The organism is Arthrobacter sp. NPDC093125 (genome assembly GCF_044754225.1).
In the GTDB taxonomy this organism is placed as follows: domain Bacteria; phylum Actinomycetota; class Actinomycetes; order Actinomycetales; family Micrococcaceae; genus Arthrobacter.
Map to the genome: position 1 here is coordinate 255193 of NZ_JBIVOQ010000001.1, position 20929 is coordinate 276121.

At 65.3% G+C, this 20929-nt stretch carries 21 protein-coding genes and 3 tRNA genes; 6 read left to right on the forward strand and 18 right to left on the reverse strand.

Going from position 1 to position 20929, the window contains the following annotated elements:
* Window positions 1–48: 48 nt before the first annotated feature.
* The 4 genes from ACIP9X_RS01165 to ACIP9X_RS01180 are packed head-to-tail and all read right to left on the reverse strand — an operon-like array spanning window position 49 to window position 4398.
* A complete protein-coding gene (locus ACIP9X_RS01165; protein WP_400477882.1) occupies window positions 49–828 on the reverse strand; it encodes an enoyl-CoA hydratase in 780 nt (259 codons plus the stop codon).
* A gap of 42 nt (window positions 829–870) precedes the next feature.
* A complete protein-coding gene (gene mmsB, locus ACIP9X_RS01170; protein WP_400477883.1) occupies window positions 871–1833 on the reverse strand; it encodes a 3-hydroxyisobutyrate dehydrogenase in 963 nt (320 codons plus the stop codon).
* Window positions 1826–2899 carry an enoyl-CoA hydratase/isomerase family protein gene (locus ACIP9X_RS01175; protein ID WP_400477884.1) on the reverse strand — a complete coding sequence of 358 codons (1074 nt, stop codon included), beginning with the start codon at window positions 2897–2899 and terminating at the stop codon, window positions 1826–1828. The genes mmsB and ACIP9X_RS01175 overlap by 8 nt, the downstream gene beginning before the upstream one ends.
* Window positions 2899–4398, reverse strand: a complete 1500-nt coding sequence (locus ACIP9X_RS01180; protein ID WP_400477885.1) for a CoA-acylating methylmalonate-semialdehyde dehydrogenase — start codon at window positions 4396–4398, stop codon at window positions 2899–2901. Before ACIP9X_RS01180 ends, ACIP9X_RS01175 begins: the two co-directional genes overlap by 1 nt.
* 142 nt (window positions 4399–4540) lie before the next feature.
* Between ACIP9X_RS01180 and ACIP9X_RS01185 the strand changes: the two genes are divergently transcribed.
* Together ACIP9X_RS01185 and ACIP9X_RS01190 are read left to right on the forward strand one after the other, a co-directional pair.
* Window positions 4541–5347 (forward strand): exodeoxyribonuclease III, encoded by an 807-nt coding sequence (locus ACIP9X_RS01185; RefSeq protein WP_400477886.1) that lies wholly within the window; start codon window positions 4541–4543, stop codon window positions 5345–5347.
* A 30-nt stretch (window positions 5348–5377) separates the two neighbouring features.
* Window positions 5378–6277, forward strand: a complete 900-nt coding sequence (locus ACIP9X_RS01190; protein ID WP_400477887.1) for a hypothetical protein — start codon at window positions 5378–5380, stop codon at window positions 6275–6277.
* Between the two features lie 15 nt (window positions 6278–6292).
* On the opposite strand, the gene ACIP9X_RS01195 is transcribed toward ACIP9X_RS01190, so the two are convergent.
* The 5 genes from ACIP9X_RS01195 to ACIP9X_RS01215 form a co-directional block, all read right to left on the reverse strand.
* Window positions 6293–7357, reverse strand: coding sequence for a LacI family DNA-binding transcriptional regulator (locus ACIP9X_RS01195; RefSeq protein ID WP_400477888.1), 1065 nt, complete (start codon window positions 7355–7357; stop codon window positions 6293–6295).
* 79 nt (window positions 7358–7436) lie between these two features.
* On the reverse strand, window positions 7437–7700 hold the full coding sequence (locus ACIP9X_RS01200) for a hypothetical protein (RefSeq protein ID WP_400477889.1): 264 nt from the start codon (window positions 7698–7700) through the stop codon (window positions 7437–7439).
* Entirely contained in the window at window positions 7700–8587 is an 888-nt protein-coding gene (locus ACIP9X_RS01205) for a carbohydrate ABC transporter permease (RefSeq protein ID WP_400477890.1), read from the reverse strand. The genes ACIP9X_RS01200 and ACIP9X_RS01205 overlap by 1 nt, the downstream gene beginning before the upstream one ends.
* The gene (locus ACIP9X_RS01210; RefSeq protein ID WP_400477891.1) at window positions 8584–9621 is read right to left on the reverse strand and encodes a carbohydrate ABC transporter permease; all 1038 of its coding nucleotides are present in this window, start codon (window positions 9619–9621) and stop codon (window positions 8584–8586) included. The genes ACIP9X_RS01205 and ACIP9X_RS01210 overlap by 4 nt, the downstream gene beginning before the upstream one ends.
* Window positions 9622–9628: 7 nt before the next feature.
* Window positions 9629–10918 (reverse strand): ABC transporter substrate-binding protein, encoded by a 1290-nt coding sequence (locus tag ACIP9X_RS01215; RefSeq protein ID WP_400477892.1) that lies wholly within the window; start codon window positions 10916–10918, stop codon window positions 9629–9631.
* Between the two features lie 128 nt (window positions 10919–11046).
* On the opposite strand from ACIP9X_RS01215, the gene ACIP9X_RS01220 reads away from it, so the two are divergent.
* Window positions 11047–13005: a glycoside hydrolase family 13 protein gene (locus ACIP9X_RS01220; RefSeq protein WP_400477893.1), complete on the forward strand. Its 1959-nt coding sequence runs from the start codon at window positions 11047–11049 to the stop codon at window positions 13003–13005.
* A 126-nt stretch (window positions 13006–13131) separates the two neighbouring features.
* Here ACIP9X_RS01220 and ACIP9X_RS01225 read toward each other — a convergent pair whose 3' ends face one another.
* The 9 genes from ACIP9X_RS01225 to ACIP9X_RS01265 all read right to left on the reverse strand — a co-directional run bounded on the left by ACIP9X_RS01225 (window position 13132) and on the right by ACIP9X_RS01265 (window position 18323).
* A complete protein-coding gene (locus ACIP9X_RS01225) occupies window positions 13132–13743 on the reverse strand; it encodes a hypothetical protein (protein ID WP_400477894.1) in 612 nt (203 codons plus the stop codon).
* Window positions 13740–14387, reverse strand: a complete 648-nt coding sequence (locus ACIP9X_RS01230; protein WP_400477895.1) for a hypothetical protein — start codon at window positions 14385–14387, stop codon at window positions 13740–13742. The genes ACIP9X_RS01225 and ACIP9X_RS01230 overlap by 4 nt, the downstream gene beginning before the upstream one ends.
* On the reverse strand, window positions 14384–14764 hold the full coding sequence (locus ACIP9X_RS01235) for a hypothetical protein (protein WP_400477896.1): 381 nt from the start codon (window positions 14762–14764) through the stop codon (window positions 14384–14386). Before ACIP9X_RS01235 ends, ACIP9X_RS01230 begins: the two co-directional genes overlap by 4 nt.
* Entirely contained in the window at window positions 14761–14952 is a 192-nt protein-coding gene (locus ACIP9X_RS01240; RefSeq protein ID WP_400477897.1) for a hypothetical protein, read from the reverse strand. Before ACIP9X_RS01240 ends, ACIP9X_RS01235 begins: the two co-directional genes overlap by 4 nt.
* Entirely contained in the window at window positions 14949–15401 is a 453-nt protein-coding gene (locus ACIP9X_RS01245) for an Asp23/Gls24 family envelope stress response protein (RefSeq protein WP_400477898.1), read from the reverse strand. The genes ACIP9X_RS01240 and ACIP9X_RS01245 overlap by 4 nt, the downstream gene beginning before the upstream one ends.
* Before the next feature lie 282 nt (window positions 15402–15683).
* A complete protein-coding gene (locus ACIP9X_RS01250) occupies window positions 15684–17282 on the reverse strand; it encodes a glycoside hydrolase family 68 protein (RefSeq protein WP_400477899.1) in 1599 nt (532 codons plus the stop codon).
* A gap of 676 nt (window positions 17283–17958) precedes the next feature.
* Window positions 17959–18034, reverse strand: a tRNA-Phe gene (locus ACIP9X_RS01255).
* Window positions 18035–18082: 48 nt separating this feature from the next.
* Window positions 18083–18156, reverse strand: a tRNA-Asp gene (locus ACIP9X_RS01260).
* A gap of 94 nt (window positions 18157–18250) precedes the next feature.
* Window positions 18251–18323, reverse strand: a tRNA-Glu gene (locus tag ACIP9X_RS01265).
* Window positions 18324–18561: 238 nt separating this feature from the next.
* Between ACIP9X_RS01265 and ACIP9X_RS01270 the strand changes: the two genes are divergently transcribed.
* Genes ACIP9X_RS01270 through ACIP9X_RS01280 form a run of 3 tightly spaced genes read left to right on the forward strand, consistent with a single transcriptional unit; the run spans window position 18562 to window position 20921 of the window.
* A complete protein-coding gene (locus tag ACIP9X_RS01270; protein ID WP_400477900.1) occupies window positions 18562–19551 on the forward strand; it encodes a DMT family transporter in 990 nt (329 codons plus the stop codon).
* A gap of 10 nt (window positions 19552–19561) precedes the next feature.
* The gene (locus ACIP9X_RS01275; protein WP_400477901.1) at window positions 19562–19990 is read left to right on the forward strand and encodes a metallopeptidase family protein; all 429 of its coding nucleotides are present in this window, start codon (window positions 19562–19564) and stop codon (window positions 19988–19990) included.
* Between the two features lie 10 nt (window positions 19991–20000).
* On the forward strand, window positions 20001–20921 hold the full coding sequence (locus tag ACIP9X_RS01280) for a cation diffusion facilitator family transporter (RefSeq protein WP_400477902.1): 921 nt from the start codon (window positions 20001–20003) through the stop codon (window positions 20919–20921).
* Window positions 20922–20929: the final 8 nt, after the last annotated feature.

A 20929-nucleotide genomic window follows, 5' to 3' on the forward strand; every position in this document is an offset into this window, starting at 1 on the left:
CACGCACGGAGGTCCTCTGCGCCGCGCGCTGTTCCGCTAGGGGGATGTTCACCGGTGCCTGAACTCCGGCTCGCGCTTCTCGGTGAATGCCACCATGCCTTCTTTCTGGTCCTCGGTCGCAAAAAGCGAATGGAACAGGCGGCGTTCGAACAGCACACCCTGGGCCAGCCCCGTCTCGAAGGCCGCGTTGACTGCTTCTTTGGCCAGCATGGCGGCAGGTTTGGACTTGGAGGCGATGACCTCTGCTGCCTTCAGGGCTTCCTCCACGGTGTCCCCTGCGGGCACCACCCTGGAGACAAGCCCGGACCGTTCTGCCTCCTCGGCGCCGATGAACCGGCCGGTCAGGATCATGTCCATGGCTTTGGCCTTGCCCACGGCCCGCGTGAGCCGCTGGGAGCCGCCCATGCCGGGCACCACTCCCAGGTTGATCTCAGGCTGCCCGAACTTGGCGTTGTCCCCGGCGATGATGATGTCGCACATCATCGCCAGTTCGCAGCCGCCGCCCAGGGCGAAGCCGGAGACGGCGGCGATCAACGGAATCCGCAGTCTGGTCAGGTCTTCCCAGCCGCGGAACCAGTCGGCGTCGTACATCTCCATGTAGCCCTTTGACGCCATTTCCTTGATATCGGCACCGGCGGCGAAGGCCTTCCCGGACCCGGTGAGGACGACAGCGCCCACGCCGGGGTCCGCGTCCATCTCAGACACCGCGGCTACGAGCTCATCCAGGGTCGCCTTGTTCAGGGCGTTCAGGGCCTCGGGCCGGTTCAGGGTCACAAGTCCCACACGCCCGCGGCGCTCCACCAGAATGTTCCCGTACTCCTGCGTCATGTGTCCCTCTCACGTGGTTTGGTCCTGCTACCAAAGCTAAGACTACTTACCGGATTTGTCCCTGATGTCCGTGATGATGCCGGAGAAATCCCGTCCGGCCCCGCCTTCTGCCGCAAAGGCGTCGTAGATTTCTGAGGCCAGCGGGCCAATGCGGGCCGCGACGCCGGTGCTCTGGATAGCGTTCAGGGCCAGCTTCAGGTCCTTCGCCATCAGGGCCCCGGCAAACCCCGGCTGGTAGTCGCGGTTGGCGGGGCTGGTGGGCACCGGCCCCGGAACCGGGCAGTTCGTGGTCAGGGCCCAGCACTGGCCGGATGCCGCGGAGGCGACGTCGAACAGTGCCTGGTGGGTCAGCCCCAGTTTCTCGCCGAGGACGAAGGCCTCGCTGACGGCGATCATGGACGCCCCCAGGATCAGGTTGTTGCAGACTTTCGCGGCCTGTCCGGCCCCGTGGTCCCCGCAGTGCACGACGCGTTTGCCCATCACGTCCAGAATCGGCCGCACGGTTTCAAAATCCTCCGGCAGCGCGCCCACCATGAACGTCAGCGTGCCTGCCTCGGCCCCTACCACTCCGCCTGAAACCGGCGCGTCCACGGCCCGGTGGCCGGCCTCGCGCGCAAGCTGCGCCGCGTCCCGCGCCTCGTCCACGTTGATCGTGGAGCAGTCCAGGAACATGGTGTCCGGAGCAGCCGCGGCGAGCAGCCCGGGCTGCCCGTCTCTGCCCTGGTAGGCGTCCAGCACGTGACGGCCGCTGGGAAACATGGTGAGGACAACGTCGGCTCCGGCCACGGCGTCGGCCGCGCTGCCGACCGTGGGGACGCCGTGCGCCCGGGCGGCCTCCAGAGCCGCCGGCACCACGTCATATCCCGCCACGGTGTAGCCCGCCTTGGCGAGGTTGACTGCCATCGGCCCGCCCATGTGGCCGAGTCCAAGGAAGGCAATGTGCTCCTTGCGGCCCCCGGCATCGTCCGCTGCTCCGGCAACATCCTGTCCTGCCTGCTCAGGCATGGTCGCTCTCCCTTTCCAACAGAACCAGTTCCCTCTCGCCCAACGGCGCAAAGTACCGCTCGACGTCGTGCGCCTGCACTTCCGACAGGGTCGGCGGCCGCCACTGCGGGTTGCGGTCCTTGTCCACCACCTGCGCGCGGATGCCTTCGCGGAAGTCCGGTCCGGCCAGGCATCGAAGACCAACCCGGTACTCCTCCGTGAGGGCTTCGTCCAGGCTCAGTCCGCGGGCCCTGCGCAGTGCTGCGAGGGTCACTTTCACCGAGGTGGGTGATTTCGATTCGATGGTGTCCGCCGCCTTCGCCGCTTCTCCGCCTGCCGCGCGCAGCCGCCGGAGGATCTCCTCCGCGTCGTCAGTGGCGTAGCAGGTGTCGATCCAGTCCCGCTGCGCCTCCAAACCGGAGGAGGGCGCCTTGTCGGTGAAGCGCCCGACGGCGGCTTCCGGGGTTTCGTTTTCCAGCGCCGCTGCGAGGTCGGGGAGCTTTGCGGACGGAACAAAGTGGTCCGCCAGGCCGAGGAACAGGGCATCGGACGCGTCCAGGTGGGCGCCGGTCAGCGCCGCATGGGTGCCGGCCTCCCCCGGTGCGCGTGCGAGCAGCAGGGTGCCGCCGACGTCGGGGACGAAGCCGATGGTGGTTTCCGGCATGCCGGTCCTGGTCCGCTCGGTGACGATGCGGACGGAACCGTGGGCTGAGATACCAACGCCGCCGCCCAGCACAAGGCCGTCCATCATCGCGACGTAGGGCTTGGGATAGCGGGAGATGAACGAATTCAGCCGGTACTCCGCTTCCCAGAAACGTGCCGTTTCCTCGCCACCGGTGAGGATGTCGCGGTAAATGGCCACGATGTCACCGCCCGCACATAAGCCCCGCTCACCGGCACCCTCCACCAGAACGGAGGCCACACCGTCGTCGTGCTCCCAGGCGGCGAGCTGCTCCGTCATGGCCGCCACCATTCCTGCGTTGAGCGCGTTAACCGCCTTGGGGCGGTTCAGCGTGATGACGCCGAGGCGGCCGCGCCGGACGAATAAAACCTCGTCTGCAGGGCCTTCCGCCCGTTCAGCAGTCATCAGCTTCCTTCCGGCATGGTGAAGCTGGCGCCCTGGCGGATACCGGAGGGCCAGCGGGAGGTCACGGTCTTGGTCTTGGTGTAGAAACGGAAGGCGTCGGGGCCGTGCTGGTTGAGGTCACCAAAGCCCGATGCCTTCCATCCGCCGAACGTGTAGTAGGCAAGAGGCACCGGAATGGGGACGTTGACGCCCACCATGCCCACCTGGACCCGGCTGGCAAAGTCGCGGGCCGCATCCCCGTCGCGCGTGAAGATGGCCACGCCGTTGCCGAACTCGTGCTCGCTGCACAGGCGCAGGGCTTCGTCGTAGTCGGAAGCGCGGAGCACGCTGAGCACCGGCCCGAAAATCTCCTCCTTGTAGATCTTCATGTCCTTGGTGACGTTGTCGAAAAGCGTGGGTCCGATCCAGAATCCGCCCTCGTAGCCGTCCACGGTGAGCCCGCGGCCGTCCGCGACGAGCGTGGCGCCGGCGTCCACGCCGGACTGGATGTAGCCCTCGATCCGTTCCTTGGCCGCTTCCGCCACCACGGGGCCGAAGTCCGAATCCTTGTCGAGGCTGTGGCCAACCTTCAGGTGCTTGACCCGCTCCTCCAGCTTGGAGACCAGCACATCGGCCGTGTCCTTCCCCACGGGAACCGCCACGGAAATGGCCATGCACCGCTCACCGGCGGAGCCGTAGCCCGCGCCGATCAGAGCGTCGGCCGCCATGTCGAGGTCCGCATCCGGCATGATCACCATATGGTTCTTGGCGCCGCCGAAGCACTGCGCGCGCTTGCCGTGGGCGGCGGCCGTCGCGTAGATGTACTGGGCGATGGGCGTGGAACCGACGAAGCCAATGGCCTTGACGCGGTCGTCCTCCAGCAGCGCATCCACCGCTTCCTTGTCCCCGTTGACCACGTTGAACACGCCGTCCGGGATCCCAGCCTCCGTGTACAGCTCTGCCAGACGCAGGGGCACGGACGGATCACGTTCGGACGGCTTGAGGATGAAGGAGTTGCCTGCCGCAAGGGCCGGCCCGGACTTCCACAGCGGAATCATGGCGGGGAAGTTGAACGGGGTGATGCCGGCAACCACGCCCAGGGGCTGGCGCATGGAGTGGATGTCGATGCCGGTGGCAGCGTTGTCGGAGAACTCGCCCTTAAGCAGGTGCGGGGCGGCGGCGGAAAACTCCACCACCTCGATGCCGCGCATAATGTCGCCCTTGGCGTCGGCAATCGTCTTGCCGTGCTCAGAGGAAAGCAGCCTGGCCAGTTCCTCCAGGTTGTCATTCACGAGGTCCACGAACCGGAGCAGGATCCGCGCCCGCCGCTGCGGGTTCATGGCACCCCACTCCTGCTGGGCCTTCTCGGCACTGGCAATGATGGTTCTGACTTCCTCGCGGCTGGCCAGCGGAAGCCTCGCCTGCACCTCGCCGGTGCAGGGATCATAGACGTCGCTGAAGCGGCCAGAAGTGCCTTCTTTCCTGCGGCCGTCAACGTAGTGGGACAGTTCGTGCACCATGATGGAATGCTCCTTTGCATTGTGTGACCCAGGTCATTCTGGTGCTGAATATACTCGGACTTCCTACTAAATTCCAGAGTCGCAAGCCGCGATCAGCAGATCGGCCCGTTCACCCTGGCCCCAAGTTCGGTAAGTTAGGACTGTGAAGATAGCTACCTGGAATGTGAACTCGCTCCGTGCCCGTGCCGACCGTGTGGAGGCCTGGCTGCAGCGTTCTGACTGCGACGTCCTGGCCATCCAGGAGACCAAGTGCAAGGACGACAATTTTCCCTGGGAGCTCTTCGAACGGATGGGCTACGAGGTGGCGCACTTCGGCGTCAACCAGTGGAACGGCGTGGCCATCGCATCCCGTGTGGGGATCGAGGACGTTGAGCGCGGTTTCGTGGACCAGCCCGTGTTCGGCAAGGCCGGCAAGGACCCCGTGCAGGAGGCACGCGCCATGGCAGCGACGTGCGGCGGCGTCCGGGTCTGGAGCCTCTACGTGCCCAACGGCCGGGCGCTGAACGATGAGCACATGCCCTACAAGCTCAAGTGGCTCGACAGCCTCAAGAACCAGGCAGCAGGCTGGATCGCTGACAACCCCGAGGCACAGGTCGCACTGATGGGTGACTGGAACATCGCGCCCACAGACGACGACGTCTGGGACATCGACCTGTTCCTCACCCAGGGCTACACTCACGTCAGCGAACCCGAGCGGGCCGCCTTCCGAGCCTTCGAACAGGTCGGCTTCACCGACGTGGTCCGGCCGCACACCCCCGGCCCGGGCGTCTACACCTACTGGGACTACACCCAGCTGCGCTTCCCGAAGAAGGAGGGCATGCGCATCGACTTCATCCTGGCCTCACCGGCCCTGGCCTCACGGGTGAGCGGCGCAGCGATCGACCGTGAGGAACGCAAAGGCAAGGGCGCCTCCGACCATGCCCCCGTGATTGCGGAGCTGGCCGACTGATGGCGACAGACTCGTGACAGGCAGGCATACATGACCGGAAGCCTTTACCGGGGACAGGCGGGGCTGCCGTTCTCGTCCACGCTGCGCGTTTATGAGCCTCTGGAAGCTTTTCCCGAGGACCAGCGCGCCGCGCTCAAGGCCGCCGGCGACCGGGCCGCGTCACGCGCCGCCGTCGAAAATGCCGAACTGCTGGCCTCCCTCGGCCGCATTACCCGGCCGGGCGGGGATCCGTTCCCTACCGGGCGGACGGACCTGGTCCGCGTTACACGCGCCCCCGGGGTGCCTGTGGAGGACGAGTCCAAGGATGGAGAGGATGCGGCGCTGGCCGACGGTGTCGGCCTCCTCTACTGCCCCAGCCAGCTTGTGCTGCGTGCAGGACTGGCCGCCAACGCGCTGATGGAGGGGATCCACGGGCCGCTGGCTGAGCTTCTCATTCCGGAGGAGCAGCGGGATCGGCACCAGGAGCGGATCGACCTGGTCAGCGCCCGCGAAGGCGCCTCCCGGGTGCACACCCGGGCCTCCACGTGGGGGATCCCCTTCAGCTGGTTCTCCCTGTTCCTTGAGTCAGATCCGCAGGACGTGGTGGAGGCCGGCGGCCGGATCCTCACCGTCCGCGTCTGGGCTCCGATCACAGAGGCACTCGACCGGGTGCGGTACGCAGTGGCGAACCTCGCGCTGGCAGCACCGGACCTCGACATGCTCGATGACCTGACCCAGCTCACCGAGTGGCTGGAGCTCTTCCACGTGGGGTCCATGGTGGAGCTGGACTACGGCGCAGTGGCAGACAAGGTTTACCCGGATGACTCCCCCATGGATGTGCGCCTCGGCATCGAGTGCCTCGCGGAGGGCGACATGACCGGCGCCGCGGCCGCCTACCGGCGGTTGGCGTCGCGCTGGATCCCGATCCGCCAGCTGGCGCGGGCGTCCTGACCCGCTGAGGCCCCGTCAGCGGCCGGCGCCGGGACGCGGTGGCGCCGTCGTCCGCCTGACGATCAGCCGGTGGGGTGCGACGGCGGAGCGCACGGAGTCCGTGATGCCGATCAGTTCGTCAAGGAGCATCTTGGTGCCCAGCTCCGCCTGCTCATCAGGCCGCTGGCCCACCGTGGTGAGGCCCATGGCGTCCGAGAAGTCGTGGTCGTCGATGCCAATGACCGAGAGGTCCTCGGGGACCCGGACGCCCACCCTGTTCGCCTCGAAGATAACGCCCATAGCCATCTCGTCGGAGGCGCAGAAGATGGCGGTTGGTTTCGGCCCTGATTGTCCCCAGAGCCGCCGGAAGGCCTCCTGTCCGCTGCGCACAGTGAAGTCTCCCCATTCGTCCCACTCCGGACGGACCTCCAGCCCTGCCGCCGTCATGACATCCTGGAACGCCAGGATCCGGACGCGCGGGACGTCAAAGTTCAGGTCGGTCTCGTCGTCGCCGTGGAGCAGGGCGATGTCACGGTGGCCCAGGTCGATCAGGTGTTTCACGGCCGTGGACGCAGCGGCATAGTCGTCAATGCCGATGTAGGCACATTCCTCGACGTGGCCGCCCACCACCACCAGGGGAATGTCGATTTTCTGCAGGTGGTCCAGCTCCTCGCGGGACAGCGCCATACACAGCACCAGGAGTGCATCGATCTGCTTGTAGACCATGGTCTTGCTGAACAGCCGCTCGCGGTGGCTGCCGTGGCCCCCGAGGTTGAACAGTGACAGGTTGTACTGCCGGGCGTGAAGTTCACGGTCGGCGCCTTCGATGGCCTTCGAGAAGAACCAGCGGCTGACGAAGGGCGCCAGCACGCCGATGGTCTTGGTACGGCCGGTGGCCAGGCCGGAAGCCGACGACGATGCAACGTAACCCAGGGCACCGGCTACTTCGAGGATCTTTTCCCGGGTGGCAGGCGAAACCCGAGGGAGACCGCGGACGGCACGGGAAACCGTGGCCGTGGATACCCCGGCGGCGGCAGCCACGTCCTCGATGCTTACACCCGAGTGGCCGCCGCGCTGAGCCCGGTCAGTTGTGCGCGCCACGGTTTCCCCTCACAGCCCTGAAGATTCCCGCCATGTCTTTCGCCCGGCGGCAAGAAACCATTTTAGTCTGGCCGGCGATTCAGCGACGCCGGGCGGCGGTGCGTGCGGGAAGGCGCCTGCGGAGCCTGATCATCCCGTACAGCGCCAGCAGGATGGCAAGCAGGCCCAGTGCCCAGCCCAAGGCGGGCTGCGCGGTCAGCTCCATCCAGACCGTAACGACGAGCAGCACCGCAGCCCAGAAGCCCAGGAATCCGATAATGATGTCGAAGTCCTCCCCGGACCGGACGCGCTTGTCGCCGGATCCGGGTACGTTCTCCTTGCGCTGCGGTGCTGCCCCGTGCATCACTTGACTGCACCCGCCGTGAGCCCGGCGACGATCTTGCGCTGGAACACGAGCACCAGGATCACCAGCGGAATGGTGACGATGGTGCCGGCTGCCATGATCGCGGTGTAGGGGATCTGCTGGGGCTGGGCCCCGGCAAAGTTCGCGATGGCCACCGTCACCGGCTGGGTTGCATCGCTGGAAAGCTGGCTGGCGATAAGGAACTCATTCCAGGAGGAGATGAATGCCAGGATGGCCGTGGTGAAGATGGCCGGAGCCGCCAGCGGCATGATGACCTTCCGGAAGGCCTGGCCCTGCGTGCAGCCGTCAACACGTGCCGACTCTTCCAGCTCCCACGGCATTTCGCGGAAGAAGGACGTCATGGTGTAGACGGTCAGCGGCAGCACGAACGAAATGTTCGGAATGATCAGCGCCTGGTAGGTACCCATCCAGCCGATGTTGGTGAACAGCTGGAACAGCGGGGTGATCAGGGCGACGCCCGGGAACATGGAGGCGCCGAGGATGAAGCCCAGAACCAGGAACTTGCCCCGGAAGTTCAGCCGCGCCAGGGCGTAGGCCGCGAACACACCGATCAGCAGTGAGATGGCGGTAACCACGACGCCGATGAAGATGCTGTTCAGCAGCGCCTGGCCGAACCTGTTGCCGAAGGACGTGTCGAACGCGGTAACGAAGTTGTCCAGCGTGACATGCGTGGGGAAGAAGGATGTGTCATACGTGAAGCCGACCTCGCGGAACGCCACGACGACCATCCAGTAGGCGGGCGCCAGGCACCAGATCAGGATCACGGCTGCACTGATGTACGTGCGGCCCTGCGCCCATTTCTCCTTGTTCTGGGCCACGCGGCGGCCTTTGTCCTGTTCTGCCCGGAGGGCTGTTCCGGTGCTCATTTCTTCCCCTTACCGGTGGCGCCGCTCTGTTCCACCACGTTCGCCCCAAGGAAGCGGACAAAGATGAAAGCGACCAAAAAGATGATGATGAAGGTGATGGTGGACAACGCCGCGGCCGAGTTAAACCCTTGCCGGATCTGGTTGATGACAAGGATGGACAGGGTGGTGGTGTTGTTCGCACCGCCCGTGAGGATGTACGGCAGGTCGAACATGCGCAGTGCATCGAGCGTGCGGAAGAGGATGGCCACCATCAGCGCCGGCTTTACCAGCGGCAGGGTAATCATGCGGAACCGCTGCCAGGCGGTGGCTCCGTCGACTTTCGCTGCCTCATAGACTTCGGCCGGGATCATCTGCAGGCCTGCAAGGATCAGCAGCGCCATGAACGGAGTGGTCTTCCAGGTGTCCGCGATGATGACGGCCCATTTGGCAGGCCACTCGCTTCCGGTCCAGAGGATGGAGGCGTTGAACAGCTTGTTGGCGATGCCCTGGAAATCGAAGATGAACAGCCACAGCTGCGCGGTCACGGCGGTGGGGATGGCCCACGGCACGAGCACGGCGGCGCGGACGAGGCTGCGGCCCTTGAAGGAGCGGGCCATGATCATGGCCATCCAGAAGCCAAGGATCGTCTCCAGGGTCACCGTGATGATGGTGAAGATGAAGGTGGTGCCGGTAGCGGTCCAGAACTGGGCTCCCAGTGTTCCCGGAGGGCAGGCGACGGTTCCGCCGGCAGGGGCGGCACATTGCTGGCCGATCCAGTTGACATAGTTCTGGATGCCGGCCGGGCCGCCGGCCGTGAAAAGGCCGGTGGCGGGGTCGAGCCCGGCGTCCTTCTGGAAGGACATCACGATGGCGCTGATGATCGGGTAAACGATCACCACGGCCAGCGCGATGATGGTGGGGGCAAGGAGCCAGGTGGCCCATTTGCCCTGGCTGAGGATCTTGTTGTCCTCACCCACGCCCTTGGGCCCGTGGTGGATCGGGGTACCGCCCGACGCCGGTGACTTGACCGGCGTCGGGCCTAATTCGGTTGCCATGGCTGGACTACGATCCTGCACCGGCGGCTTCGATGGACGCCTGCATGTCAGACAGAGCCTGATCCACCGGCTTGTCGCCCTTCAGCGCTGCGTAGGAGTTCTCCTGGATGGCCTGCGTCACGGCCGGGTAGAACGGAGAAACCGGACGCGGGACGGCGTTCTCGATGGAGGTCTTCAGGACCGGCAGGTACGGAAGCTTCTTCACGAGGGCAGCATCGTCATACAGGCTGCTCAGCACCGGTGCGAGGGAGCCTTGGGTGGCGTAGAACCGCTGGGTCTCTTCGGAGGTGATGAACTTCAGGAAGTCCAGCGCGGTGGCCTTGTTCTCCGAGTAGACGCTGACGCCGACGTTGTGGCCGCCGAGGGAGGATGCACCCGGGCCGTCCTTGCCGGGCAGTGCTGCCATGCCGAGCTTGTCCTTCACCTTGGATGAACCTTCAGTGGTGGCCAGGTTGTAGACGTACGGCCAGTTGCGGTGGAACAGGAGGTTGCCTGACTGGAAGGCCCGGCGGCTTTCCTCTTCCTGGTAGGTGATGGCTTCCTTCGGGATGTTGCCGTTTTGGAAGGCCTCCACGAGGTTTCCAAGGCCTTCCTTGGCCTCGGGGGTGTTCAGGCTCGGCTTGCCGTCCTTGTCCAGCACGGAGCCGCCAGCCGAGTTGATGGCCTCGGAGGCGTTAACCGTCAGGCCTTCGTACTGCTTGAACTGGCCCGAGTAGCAGCCGATTTTGTTTTCCTTGGCGATGGAGCACATCTCCATCATCTCGTCCCAGGTCTTGGGCGCGGTGGGAACCAGGTCCTTGCGGTAGTACAGGATGCCGCCGTCGGAGTTCTGGGGCGCAGCGTACAGCGTGTCCTTGTAGGAAGCACCGGCAACCGTGGACGGCAGCATGGCCGAGGTGTCGATCGCCATCTTGTCCTTGAGCGGCTGGAGCCAGCCCTTTGCCGCAAATTCCGCGGTCCAGACGAGGTCAACGGACATGACGTCGTAGCCGGCATCCTTGGCCTGGAAGTGCTGCACCAGGTCATCGTGCTGCTGGTCGGCCTGGTCGGTCTGCTCCTTGAAGGTGACCTTCTCATCGGGGTGTGCGGCGTTCCACTTTTCGATCAGCGGACGGACCACGTTGCTGTTGTCCTTGCCCTGCACGTAGGTGATGGGACCGCGGCCGTCAAGACCGTTGGCTGCGTCACCGCCACCGGCGGTGGTGCCACCGCCGCCGCCACCGCCGCCACAGGCGGAGAGCGTCAGGGCGAGAACGCCGGCAGTGGCTACCGGCAGTAAGAACTTGGGGGTTTTCATTGGCAGAGGACTCCTCGCTGAGTGACAAGAAAAAGTTGTAGGTGCGGTTGTTGTGGTGACAGTCACACTAGTAACGTTGCCGAAAGAAATGCAAGCGTTTACACCTAATTGTTACCGGAGAGGCAACTATGACCCACACTCCCATTTCCACGCCTGGTTCCCAGATAGGAACGTGGTGGTCCGGCGCCGTCGTCTACCAGATCTATCCCCGTTCCTTCGCCGATGCGAACGGTGATGGCATGGGCGACCTGCGAGGTGTTACCGCCCGGTTGCCCTACCTGAAGGAACTCGGCGTCGATGCCCTCTGGCTCTCCCCGTTCTACAAGTCGCCGCAGGCGGACGCGGGATACGACGTGGCTGACTACCGGCAGGTGGACCCGATGTTCGGCACACTGTCCGACTTCGATGAGATGCTGCAGAAGGCTCACGGGCTTGGGATGAAAGTCATCGTGGATCTCGTCCCGAACCACACCTCGGACGAGCACGAGTGGTTCCAGGAGGCCCTGGCCGCGGAACCGGGTTCGGCAGCCAGGGAACGTTACATTTTCAGGCCCGGGAAGGACGCAGTGCTCGGCTCCGGAGACGGGAACAACGCCCCGAACAACTGGAATTCCATTTTTGGCGGTCCGGCCTGGACGCGCACCACCAATGCGGACGGCACCCCTGGCGAGTGGTACCTGCACCTCTTTGACACCAAGCAGCCGGACCTCAACTGGGAGAACCCCGAGGTGTGGGAGGAAATGCGCTCCGTCCTCCGCTTCTGGCTGGACCGCGGAGTGGATGGCTTCCGGGTGGACGTGGCGCACGGCATGGTCAAAGAGGCCGGGCTGCCGGACTGGGACGGCGCAGCCGCCATGGTCGAGGGCACTGCAGAGGCGCGCCACCTTCCGGACGCCCCCGGGGCACATCCCGAATCAGTGGAGCCGCACACAGCACACCGTGCCAGCATCGCAGCCGGCAGCGCAGGGGCGGACGACGCTGCCGGCGCTATAGCTGTTGCGGAGCAGGACTCCGGCCACGAGCCGGTGTCGCCGCTGTATCCGCCGTCGCCATTCTTTGACCAGGACGGCGTCCACGAGATCTACCGGGACTGGAACCGGGTGCTCGCCGAGTACGACGGTGACCGCATGCTCGTGGCGGAAGCCTGGGTGGAACCGGCGGAACGGCTGGCCCGGTACATCCGCAGTGATGAGATGCAGCAGGCTTTCAACTTCGATTTCCTGCTCGCCGGTTGGGATGCAGGACGGATGGCAGTGGCCATTGAGGAGTCGCTTGAGGCATCGGCCTCGGTGGGGGCTCCCACCACCTGGGTGCTGAGCAACCATGACACGGTGCGCCACCCCACCCGCTTCGGACTGTCCGATCCCACGACCTTCCCGAAGGGCATAGCCGCGGAAGACGAGCAGCCGGACGCGGCACTGGGCCTGGCCCGCGCCCGGGCGGCCACGCTGGTGTCCCTCGCCCTGCCCGGCTCCGCCTACCTGTACCAGGGCGAGGAACTGGGCCTGCCCGAACACACCACTGTGCCTGGAGAGGCGCGCCAGGACCCCACCTTCTTCCGCACGAACGGCGTTGAGCGCGGGCGGGACGGCTGCCGCGTCCCACTGCCGTGGGTGTCAGGCGAGCCGGGATACGGTTTCGCTGAGGCATACACAACGTCCGACGGCGGTGCTGGCCGCCGCCAGCCGGCCGATCCTTGGCTGCCCCAGCCGGCATCGTTCGGGGAACTCGCCGCGGACCGGCAGGACGGGGTCCAGGGTTCCACGCTCGAGCTGTATCGCTCGGCGCTGTTCCTGCGCAAGAGCCACGGCCTTGGCTCCGGAACATTCTGCTGGGCGGATGCGCATGATCCTGAACTGGGTGTCCTGGCCTTCCAGAACCGGGACGTCCTCGTGATGGCCAATACGGGGTCCGAGCCGGCGCCTGTGCCGGACGGCTACCGTGTGATTCTTTCCAGTGACGGGGCGCCGTCAGATGACGGGGCGCTCTCCGGCGCCGCTCTGACGGGATCCGACGACGGCGGGACCGCCGGTACACGTACGGCCGTCATCGCCCCGAACAGCGCGGCCTACCTGGTGGCCGGCTAAGCCGCAGGCTGTTTACGAAGAGCGCTGCGTTCCGCGGGAACGCAGCGCTCTTCCATGCGGTTTTCATGCCAGCTTTTCATGTCCGGCCCGGCAGGCGCAGGCAGCCTGCCTGGCGTCAGGCCTGAGTCAGCGGACGCGCTCCGCACGGCTGAAGCGCGTGCGGGCCCCGGCAGCGATGTGCACCAGCACCGATGTTTCGCGGCCCACGACACTGTCCAAAGCCGAAACCAGCGAAGCAGCGTCCTCTGCGAGGAGGTGAGGGGCCACTCCGGGCCGCGGATGAAGCCGGATCCTGAGGGCCGGCTCGCCGCGGACGTCGTAGGTAGCGACCGACGTGCCGGCGAGGTCAGCGCGTTCGGCGAAGGCCTCCTTCAGGGACTGTTCAGCCACTCCGCTGCCGATCCGCACATCGCCGGGCACTCCCCCGGGATCCTCGGCGGCCAGCAAAAGGTCCGAGCGCCCCTTACCCTGCTGGGCAATCCAGGCCACCATGAGCCCGGTCAGCAGGATGAGAGCAAGGGCCAGGACAATCCAAAGCCAGCTTTCCTGGCGGCCCGGGAATCTCGCAGTGCCGAGCATTTGGCTGGCGCCGGCCCAGACGCCGCCTGACCATGCCTGCCACCAGGCTCCGACAGCAGGTACCGCGGCCAGCAGCATGAGGAGGATGCCAGCGGACAGGAGGGCGAGGCCGAGGATTCCGATGAGGATCCTGTTCAGCAGCCGGGGTGTGCTGTTCATGCCCCGATCACCCCTGTCTCAGCAAGGTTGACGCGGACCGCGGGCACCGGGACCGGGGCCATGGAGCGGAGTTCGTCTTCCACGGCTTCACGGACTGCGTTCTCGCTCACCGGGACGCCGGACGTGGGGCGGACGTTGACTATCGCCTGCCGCTGGGAAACCACCACCATCACCTGCTCGGGTGTGACGTTGGCTGCCAGACGTGCCCGGCGGGCGAGGGAGGACGCTATGACTTCGTCGTCCACCACCACAGCTACCCGGGGCATGTCGAGCAGATGCTTTGCCCTGCGGCCGGGAAGTATGGCGCTCAGGAAAAAGAACAGGCCGGCCGCCGCGACCACTGCCCCTATGACACCGAGCAGCAGGGGCGGCATGCCGTTTGGCAGCGCGATGATCCGCTCGGCTGCCGTCTGGGGCTCAATGAGCCAAGGCGGCTGGCCAATGGCCCGGACTGCCGCTTCCAGGAGGGCGTAGAGGGACAGGAGAATGACGAGGACGGCCGCAATGCAGGCTGCGGTTGCCCGCGAGGAGTGGGTTTCCCGGTGCAGAATCCGGTCCATATCAACGGACCCGTCGCGGCCGAGGGCGCCCGCGTTCCTGTGGTGGCCGTCCGCCGGGTTCTGGCGTTCGATGACTGAGCTCACCGGACACGCCTCCTTTCCGTGACATGGGCACCGCTGACCCGGATGTCCACCCTGCTCAGGCGGGCGCCGCTAAGCTCGGTGACCTTCGTGAGGATCTCCTCTTTGGCCGCAATCGCACGCTCCCAGATGGAGCCGCCAAAGGCAGCGATCCGGCTGGGGTCGCGCGCCACGCCCATCAGCGCCGGGATCTTGATTGGTGTGACGAGGGACAAAGCCAGCAGGCCGTCGTCGTCCGACCAGTCTGCGCGGACATCGTGCGGAGGGATGCCCAGCGCATCACCCGCTGCGGCTTTCGCGAGGCTCGTCAACGCTTGGGTGCTGATCCGGTTGTGCCCGCTGTACAGCCGGACGGGGGTGGTTTCGGCGTCCAGGCTCATGACGACGAGCGCCGGCCGCTCAGTGCATCCATGACGCTGCGCAGGTCCAGTTTCCCTTCTGCCGCGCGGCCCAGCAGGGCACCAATCGCCATGAAAAGGAGGGAAATCAGGAAGCCCCACAAGCCGAACTGCAGCGACATAAACGCCACAAAGGCCCCCATTGCCGTTCCCACTACCGTCAGGCTCACAGGACCGCCTCCCTCTCAGCTGCTGCCGCCGGCCCCGCCGGCTTCACCGGCGGTGCTATATATACGTCGGTGATTTCGACGTTGACCTCGATGACCTGAAGGCCCACAAGCTTTTCAACTGCCGAGTAGACCGCAGCGCGCACCTGGTTGGCCAGTGAGTGAAGCGGAGTGCCGTACGTTGCAACGAGGGTGATATCAACGGCAACCTGGGTCTCGCCTACCTCCGCATGGACCCCCGCCGCGTGGTCCGAACTTCCGACGGCGTCACGGATGGCCCCCAGCGCCCTGGATGAGCCGGTGCCCAGGGAGTAGACGCCCGGGACGGCACGCGCTGCTATGCCGGCCACCTTGGCGACCGCTGTTTCTGAAATGACTGTGCGTCCGCCACCGGTCCCGCTCAGTGCCGGTTGCGTGCCGATGACGGCAGGGTCCGGGTTCTGGTATTCCATCAGGCGCTCCCCTTCTGTTGATCACAACCCTATCCCCTAGCTCCGACAACGTCAGGAGTGGAGCGCCCGATTCGCCCGGGGTACGCCGGGGGCAGCGGCCTTGACTTGGCCGGCGCCTGCCGTATCACCCGGCGTGCGAGTCTAGCCATGGCCGCTGCCTGCTTTCCAAATTGACAGCAACACGTGGAAGGAAGCAGAGGCTTTAAGGGCAAGAGGCGCCCGGACCAGGTCCGCGCGCCTCCGCCAGAAAGCATTTACTGCATCCTGGAGTGAAACTGCCCGTTACTTCTTGTAGTGGCCTTGGCCGCCAACCTGAACGTTGGTGGGCAGGTAACCGAACGGGCCAAGGCCGTTCTTGCCGAAGCTGCGGTCAACCTGGGATACGCCGTCGCGGAAGTTCATCTTCACGGTCGGGGACAGGGAGCCGCCGCGTACGCCGTTGACGTTGTCGATGAAGGACTGGACCAGGCCGCCGGGCTGCACGTAGTGCGAGTAGGCCTGGAACTGGCGCCCGTTCTGCTGCGGGGTCGGCGCTTCCGGGGACTCGGACGGCAGGTTCAGGTCCGTCGGGGAACCGAGGGCGAGGCCACTGTTGTTCATCGGCTGGTAGTCCGAACGGATGCCGTCGCCCACGAAGCCATAGACGCCGTCGGGACCGCGCATGCCTGCAGCGTAAGTGAACTGGTGGCTGATGGTGAACAGGTAGTACTTGTTCTTGCCGCCTTCATTCTGGATGAAGATCTGGGGACGTTCGGTCTGGTCGTTGACGCAGTTGCCGGAGAGGATCGGCGGCAGGAACTTCCACTTGGTCAGGTCCTTGTTTTCCGCCACTGCCAGGCCAACGTTAGCGGTCTGGTAGTAGGCGCCGCTGTTGTTGACCTCGTCAAGGGTCTCCGCGTTCGGGTCACCCTTGCGGTAGCCCAGGTCCTCGTTCTTGCAGCGGTAGTCGCCGCGCTTTGCACCCGTGTTGCCCTCGAACACCATGAAGGTCTTTCCCGGGTGCGCCGGGTCGGCGAAGGTGTACGGGTCACGGAACGCGAAGCCCGGGTTCTGTTCCTTGGTCTGGTACATCTTGCCGTCCGGCTCCAGCAGCTTGTGGTGCTTGAAGCCGTCGAACGTGACGCCGTTCTCGTCCGCGTGGATCTTGCCCAGCGCCTTGGCGATGGCCGCGTCAGGGGCGATGCCGCCGCGGCCGGCGTTGCGCTCCTTGACGTCGTAGAAGGTGGTGGCCGTGTAGAACACGTTCACCTGGTTGCCCTTCATGAGCCGGGTGGAACCGGACCATTCGGTGTTGCCGATGGACGAGCCGTCCACGAAGAGGTGGCCGCCGTAGTTCCACTTGTCCTTGGCGGGATCAGCGTTGGTCTTGCGGAAGAAGTAGCCAATGCGGGCGTTCCAGTGACGCTGGTCAAAGCCGTAGCCCGCGTGGCGGTCGGCGACGAGCGAGAAGATCACGTCATAGCCCTTGTAGCTGATCTGGTTCGCGTGCTCGTCCGTCAGCGACCAGGTGTCCCAGACCCACACATCGTCGTTCATGGTGGGGAAATCCTCGGGGATCTCCGGCATGGTGACGTCCGGGCTCATGGAGTTCTCGCCCGGCTTCACCGTTGAGTCGCTCTGCGCCATGATCTGCTTGGCATCGGCGCGGGTCCACTTGGCGGTGAAGTCCGACGCCGGGTCATGGGCCTTCTGTGTGTGCTTGGTGGGCAGGGGGAAGCCCGGGGTGGGGGCCGGCATCTGCTGGTTGGCTGGCGGATCCGACGGTTCGTTGGCCTGCGCCGAAGGCGTGGCAAGGAACGTCGAGGCTGCGACAGCGGCCGCCAGAGCTGCGGCGGCAGGGCGCCACCGCAGCATCCGGCGGGTATTGGGGTGCTTGTGCATTTTCTGCTCTTCTCGCGGAGTTTCGTTCGTGGAAGACGGGCTGATGCCCTGTCCCCCGCACTCCGGAGGCCCCGCTGACACGACATGCGTCATCGAGGACGCCGTTGTGTCGAGGGAGGACGGGGTTTGGGTAGGACCCCCGTGTAGAAGGCCGGAGATGTACGACATTTCCGGGCTCACACTCCACGCTAGACAACGATGTCAGTTGACTTCAACCCGGTTTTTCAGCAACGGCCAGCCTGCCGCTGCAGCGTATGCAAGCGCTTACATCTGGTCTGCGCGCGCGTGGCATGGCCAGGAAAATTGATCAACCACGGCGTAACAATGACGTCACCAGCCCTTTCGCCTCCGGTTCTAAACACAAAGAGTGATATCTGCCACGGATGCTCTTGAAGGAACCTGCGGTGGCAGTGAGACCAACGGCACAAAGCCTGCAGAGCGTCGCAGGAGCTCTTTTGCTGCGCCTTGGTCTCGACAAGCTCGACCAGCGGATCCAGCTCGACCAGCGGACTCAACCGAAGCATGCCCTGACAGCGGCGGACTCCTACCCGGTGAGTGAGCCTGTCGAAACCCTGGCGCCGCGGTCTCGACAAGCTCCACCAGTGGGTACGCCGGTTAACCGGGTGCCGGGTTAAAAGAAGAAAAGCACCAGTTCCGAAGAACTGATGCTTCCCAGTGGTGGCTCCGACCGGCGTCGATCCGGTGACCTTTCGATTTTCAGTCGAACGCTCTACCAACTGAGCTACAGAGCCTAGGTGACGTGTCACCATGACAGCCGGAACTTCTTCCGGCAATCAGAGCGACCCTGACGGGACTTGAACCCGCGACCTCCGCCGTGACAGGGCGGCGCGCTAACCAACTGCGCTACAGGGCCTTGCTTTTTCTTGCTGATCGCAGTATCTCTACTGCAATTTTTCAAGGACTCCAGCCTACCAGACTTTTTGATCCGGCTTGACCACTTCCTTGCGTACCCCCAACGGGATTCGAACCCGTGCCGCCGCCGTGAAAGGGCGGTGTCCTAGGCCGCTAGACGATGGGGGCCTGAACTCAATCCGGCTGACTCAGGGCAAAAATAAAGGGCCGAAGCCTTTCGTTCTTGTCCTTCGCAGTTGCTCCGAACTGGACCTCTAAAACTATAGGGCCTCTCCCGTGAATTTCCAAAATCGGCACGAACGCCGGCCCGACCGCCACAGCGGGGTGCCAAAAATTGGCAGCTTCTCACCCAGCCTTGACCGATTTCCGCCAGCACAGCAACGGGGCGCAGGACTAGATTGGCACCATGGCAACCAACGCCGGCACCAGCCCTCCCCCACCTGCCGTTCCCTCCGGGCGGCCGGGTGCCCCACAGACGGGCAAGCCGCATACGAGCAAAACGCAACCGAGCGGGAGGCCGCCCGGCGCGCCGCGCATCAGCAAACTGGGTGTCGCTGCCGTCATCATCACGGTGGTGCTGTGGGCCTCTGCTTTCGTCGGCATCCGTGCCGTGGGTCCCAGTTTCTCGCCCGGCTCCCTGACGCTGGGGCGGTTGGCGATTGCCGCCGTCGTGCTTGGCGTTGTGGTCCTGCCCAAAATGCAGAGGCTGCCGCAGGGACGCGAATGGTGGCCCATCGCCGCCTACGGGGTCATGTGGTTCGGCGGCTACAACATTGCCCTCAATGCCGCTGAACACCTGCTCGACGCCGGAACGGCCGCTCTGCTGATCAACGTCAACCCGATTCTGATCGCGGTCCTGGCAGGCGTGATCCTCAAGGAGGGATTCCCGCGCTGGCTGATCATCGGAAGCCTGGTTGCGTTCAGCGGCGTCGCCGTGATCGCGCTGGGTTCCGGCCAGCGGTCGACGGCGGATGTGGCCGGCGTGCTGCTCTGCCTCCTGGCGGCGGCGCTTGCCGCCGTCAGCGTGATCATCCAGAAGCCGGTGCTGCGGAAGTTCCCGGCAGGGCAGGCAACCTGGTTCGGCATCATGGTGGGACTCCTGTGCTGCCTGCCGTTCAGCGGACAAGTGGTGGGGGAACTGCAGGCGGCTCCGCTGCCGGCCACGGCCGGCCTGATCTACCTCGGCGTCTTTCCCACCGCGATAGCGTTCACCACCTGGGCGTACGCCCTCTCCCTGATCGACGCCGGCAAGCTCGCCGCCACCACCTACCTGGTGCCCGCCACCACGGTGCTGATCTCCTGGCTCGTGCTCGGTGAAATCCCCACGGTCTGGGGACTCGTGGGCGGCGCGGTCTGCCTTGTGGGCGTGGGGCTCACCAGGCGCCGGTCCCGCTAAAGTTTTGGTTATGCCCGCTAACCTGCCGCCTGGACTTCCCATCGTTCCTGACGGGTCCGGTGACTCCCCCGGTTTTGCGATGTCCGAGAACGATTTTGAGGCAGCCGTCAGTGACGCCCTGGACCTGATCCCTCCTGACATCGCACGGACCATGGACAATGTCGCGGTCTTCATCGAGGACGACTACACGCCCCGGCCCGGCGAAGACTCCGACACGGTCCTCCTGGGGCTTTATGAGGGCGTGCCGCTGACGGAGCGGGACTCCTGGTGGGATGCAGGTTCGCTGCCGGACCGCATCACCATCTACCGCCAGCCCATCCTGGACATCTGTTCCTCCCGCGAGGAGGTGGTGGAGGAAGTGGCCGTCACGGTGGTCCACGAGATTGCCCACCATTTCGGTATCGACGACGACAGGCTCCACGAACTCGGTTGGGATTAGCCTTGTAGGCATGGGACATGACCACAGCCCTGCCAAGGCCCTGACGGCTACCGGCAAGCACCGCCGCCGGCTGATCGCCGTGCTGGCGATCACGGTGGGTGTGGTCCTGGTCCAGGTGGCAGGCGCAGCCCTGTCCGGCTCGCTGGCACTGCTGGCCGACGCCGGGCACATGCTTTCGGACGCGGCGGGGGTCTTCATCGCCTTGCTGGCGGCATGGATCGCGTCCCGGCCGGCGAGCGATGCGCGAACGTACGGCTACCAGCGTGCCGAAGTCCTGGCGGCGCTCGCCAACGCCCTGATCCTCGTGGTGATTGCCGTGGTGGTTTTCATCGAGGCCATCCGCCGGCTCGGGACCGCCCCCGAGATCCATACCGGCATCATGCTGTACGCCGCCCTCGCCGGCGCCGCCGCCAACCTGGTCTCCCTCCTGATCCTGCGCGGCGCCCAGAAGGAAAGCCTCAACATCCGCGGGGCCTATCTCGAAGTGCTGGGCGACCTTGTGGGATCGGTCGCGGTCATTGCTGCGGCCGTGGTGATTCTGTTCACCGGGTTCCAGACCGCAGACGCCATCGCCTCCGTGCTCATTGCCGTGATGATCCTGCCGCGGGCCTGGCACCTGCTGCGGGACGTGGTGGATGTCCTGCTGGAGGCGACGCCTAAGGGCGTGGAGGTGCGCATGATCCGGGAACATATCCAGTCCGTCGCAGGGGTGGTGGCTGTCCATGACATCCACATCTGGACCATCACCTCAGGCGTTCCCGTCTTCTCGGCACATGTGGTGGTGGAGGACGATGTCCTCAGCGCCCGGGGAGCAGACCAGGTCCTGGACAGGCTCGCCAGCTGCCTCGGCTCCCACTTCGACACGGCGCACTGCACCTTCCAGCTGGAACCGGCCAGCCACGCCGAGCACGAATCGCACCAGCACGCCTGAGAGCCCTG

Excerpts from the sequence above, each read along its gene's own strand:
- ACIP9X_RS01165 (WP_400477882.1), bottom strand. The coding sequence starts at position 828 with ATGACGCAGGAGTACGGGAACATTCTGGTGGAGCGCCGCGGGCGTGTG.
- mmsB (WP_400477883.1), bottom strand. The coding sequence starts at position 1,833 with ATGCCTGAGCAGGCAGGACAGGATGTTGCCGGAGCAGCGGACGATGCC.
- ACIP9X_RS01175 (WP_400477884.1), bottom strand. The coding sequence starts at position 2,899 with ATGACTGCTGAACGGGCGGAAGGCCCTGCAGACGAGGTTTTATTCGTC.
- ACIP9X_RS01180 (WP_400477885.1), bottom strand. The coding sequence starts at position 4,398 with ATGGTGCACGAACTGTCCCACTACGTTGACGGCCGCAGGAAAGAAGGC.
- ACIP9X_RS01190 (WP_400477887.1), top strand. The coding sequence starts at position 5,378 with ATGACCGGAAGCCTTTACCGGGGACAGGCGGGGCTGCCGTTCTCGTCC.
- ACIP9X_RS01200 (WP_400477889.1), bottom strand. The coding sequence starts at position 7,700 with ATGCACGGGGCAGCACCGCAGCGCAAGGAGAACGTACCCGGATCCGGC.
- ACIP9X_RS01205 (WP_400477890.1), bottom strand. The coding sequence starts at position 8,587 with ATGAGCACCGGAACAGCCCTCCGGGCAGAACAGGACAAAGGCCGCCGC.
- ACIP9X_RS01210 (WP_400477891.1), bottom strand. The coding sequence starts at position 9,621 with ATGGCAACCGAATTAGGCCCGACGCCGGTCAAGTCACCGGCGTCGGGC.
- ACIP9X_RS01215 (WP_400477892.1), bottom strand. The coding sequence starts at position 10,918 with ATGAAAACCCCCAAGTTCTTACTGCCGGTAGCCACTGCCGGCGTTCTC.
- ACIP9X_RS01220 (WP_400477893.1), top strand. The coding sequence starts at position 11,047 with ATGACCCACACTCCCATTTCCACGCCTGGTTCCCAGATAGGAACGTGG.
- ACIP9X_RS01225 (WP_400477894.1), bottom strand. The coding sequence starts at position 13,743 with ATGAACAGCACACCCCGGCTGCTGAACAGGATCCTCATCGGAATCCTC.
- ACIP9X_RS01235 (WP_400477896.1), bottom strand. The coding sequence starts at position 14,764 with ATGAGCCTGGACGCCGAAACCACCCCCGTCCGGCTGTACAGCGGGCAC.
- ACIP9X_RS01245 (WP_400477898.1), bottom strand. The coding sequence starts at position 15,401 with ATGGAATACCAGAACCCGGACCCTGCCGTCATCGGCACGCAACCGGCA.
- ACIP9X_RS01250 (WP_400477899.1), bottom strand. The coding sequence starts at position 17,282 with ATGCACAAGCACCCCAATACCCGCCGGATGCTGCGGTGGCGCCCTGCC.
- ACIP9X_RS01270 (WP_400477900.1), top strand. The coding sequence starts at position 18,562 with ATGGCAACCAACGCCGGCACCAGCCCTCCCCCACCTGCCGTTCCCTCC.
- ACIP9X_RS01275 (WP_400477901.1), top strand. The coding sequence starts at position 19,562 with ATGCCCGCTAACCTGCCGCCTGGACTTCCCATCGTTCCTGACGGGTCC.
- ACIP9X_RS01280 (WP_400477902.1), top strand. The coding sequence starts at position 20,001 with ATGGGACATGACCACAGCCCTGCCAAGGCCCTGACGGCTACCGGCAAG.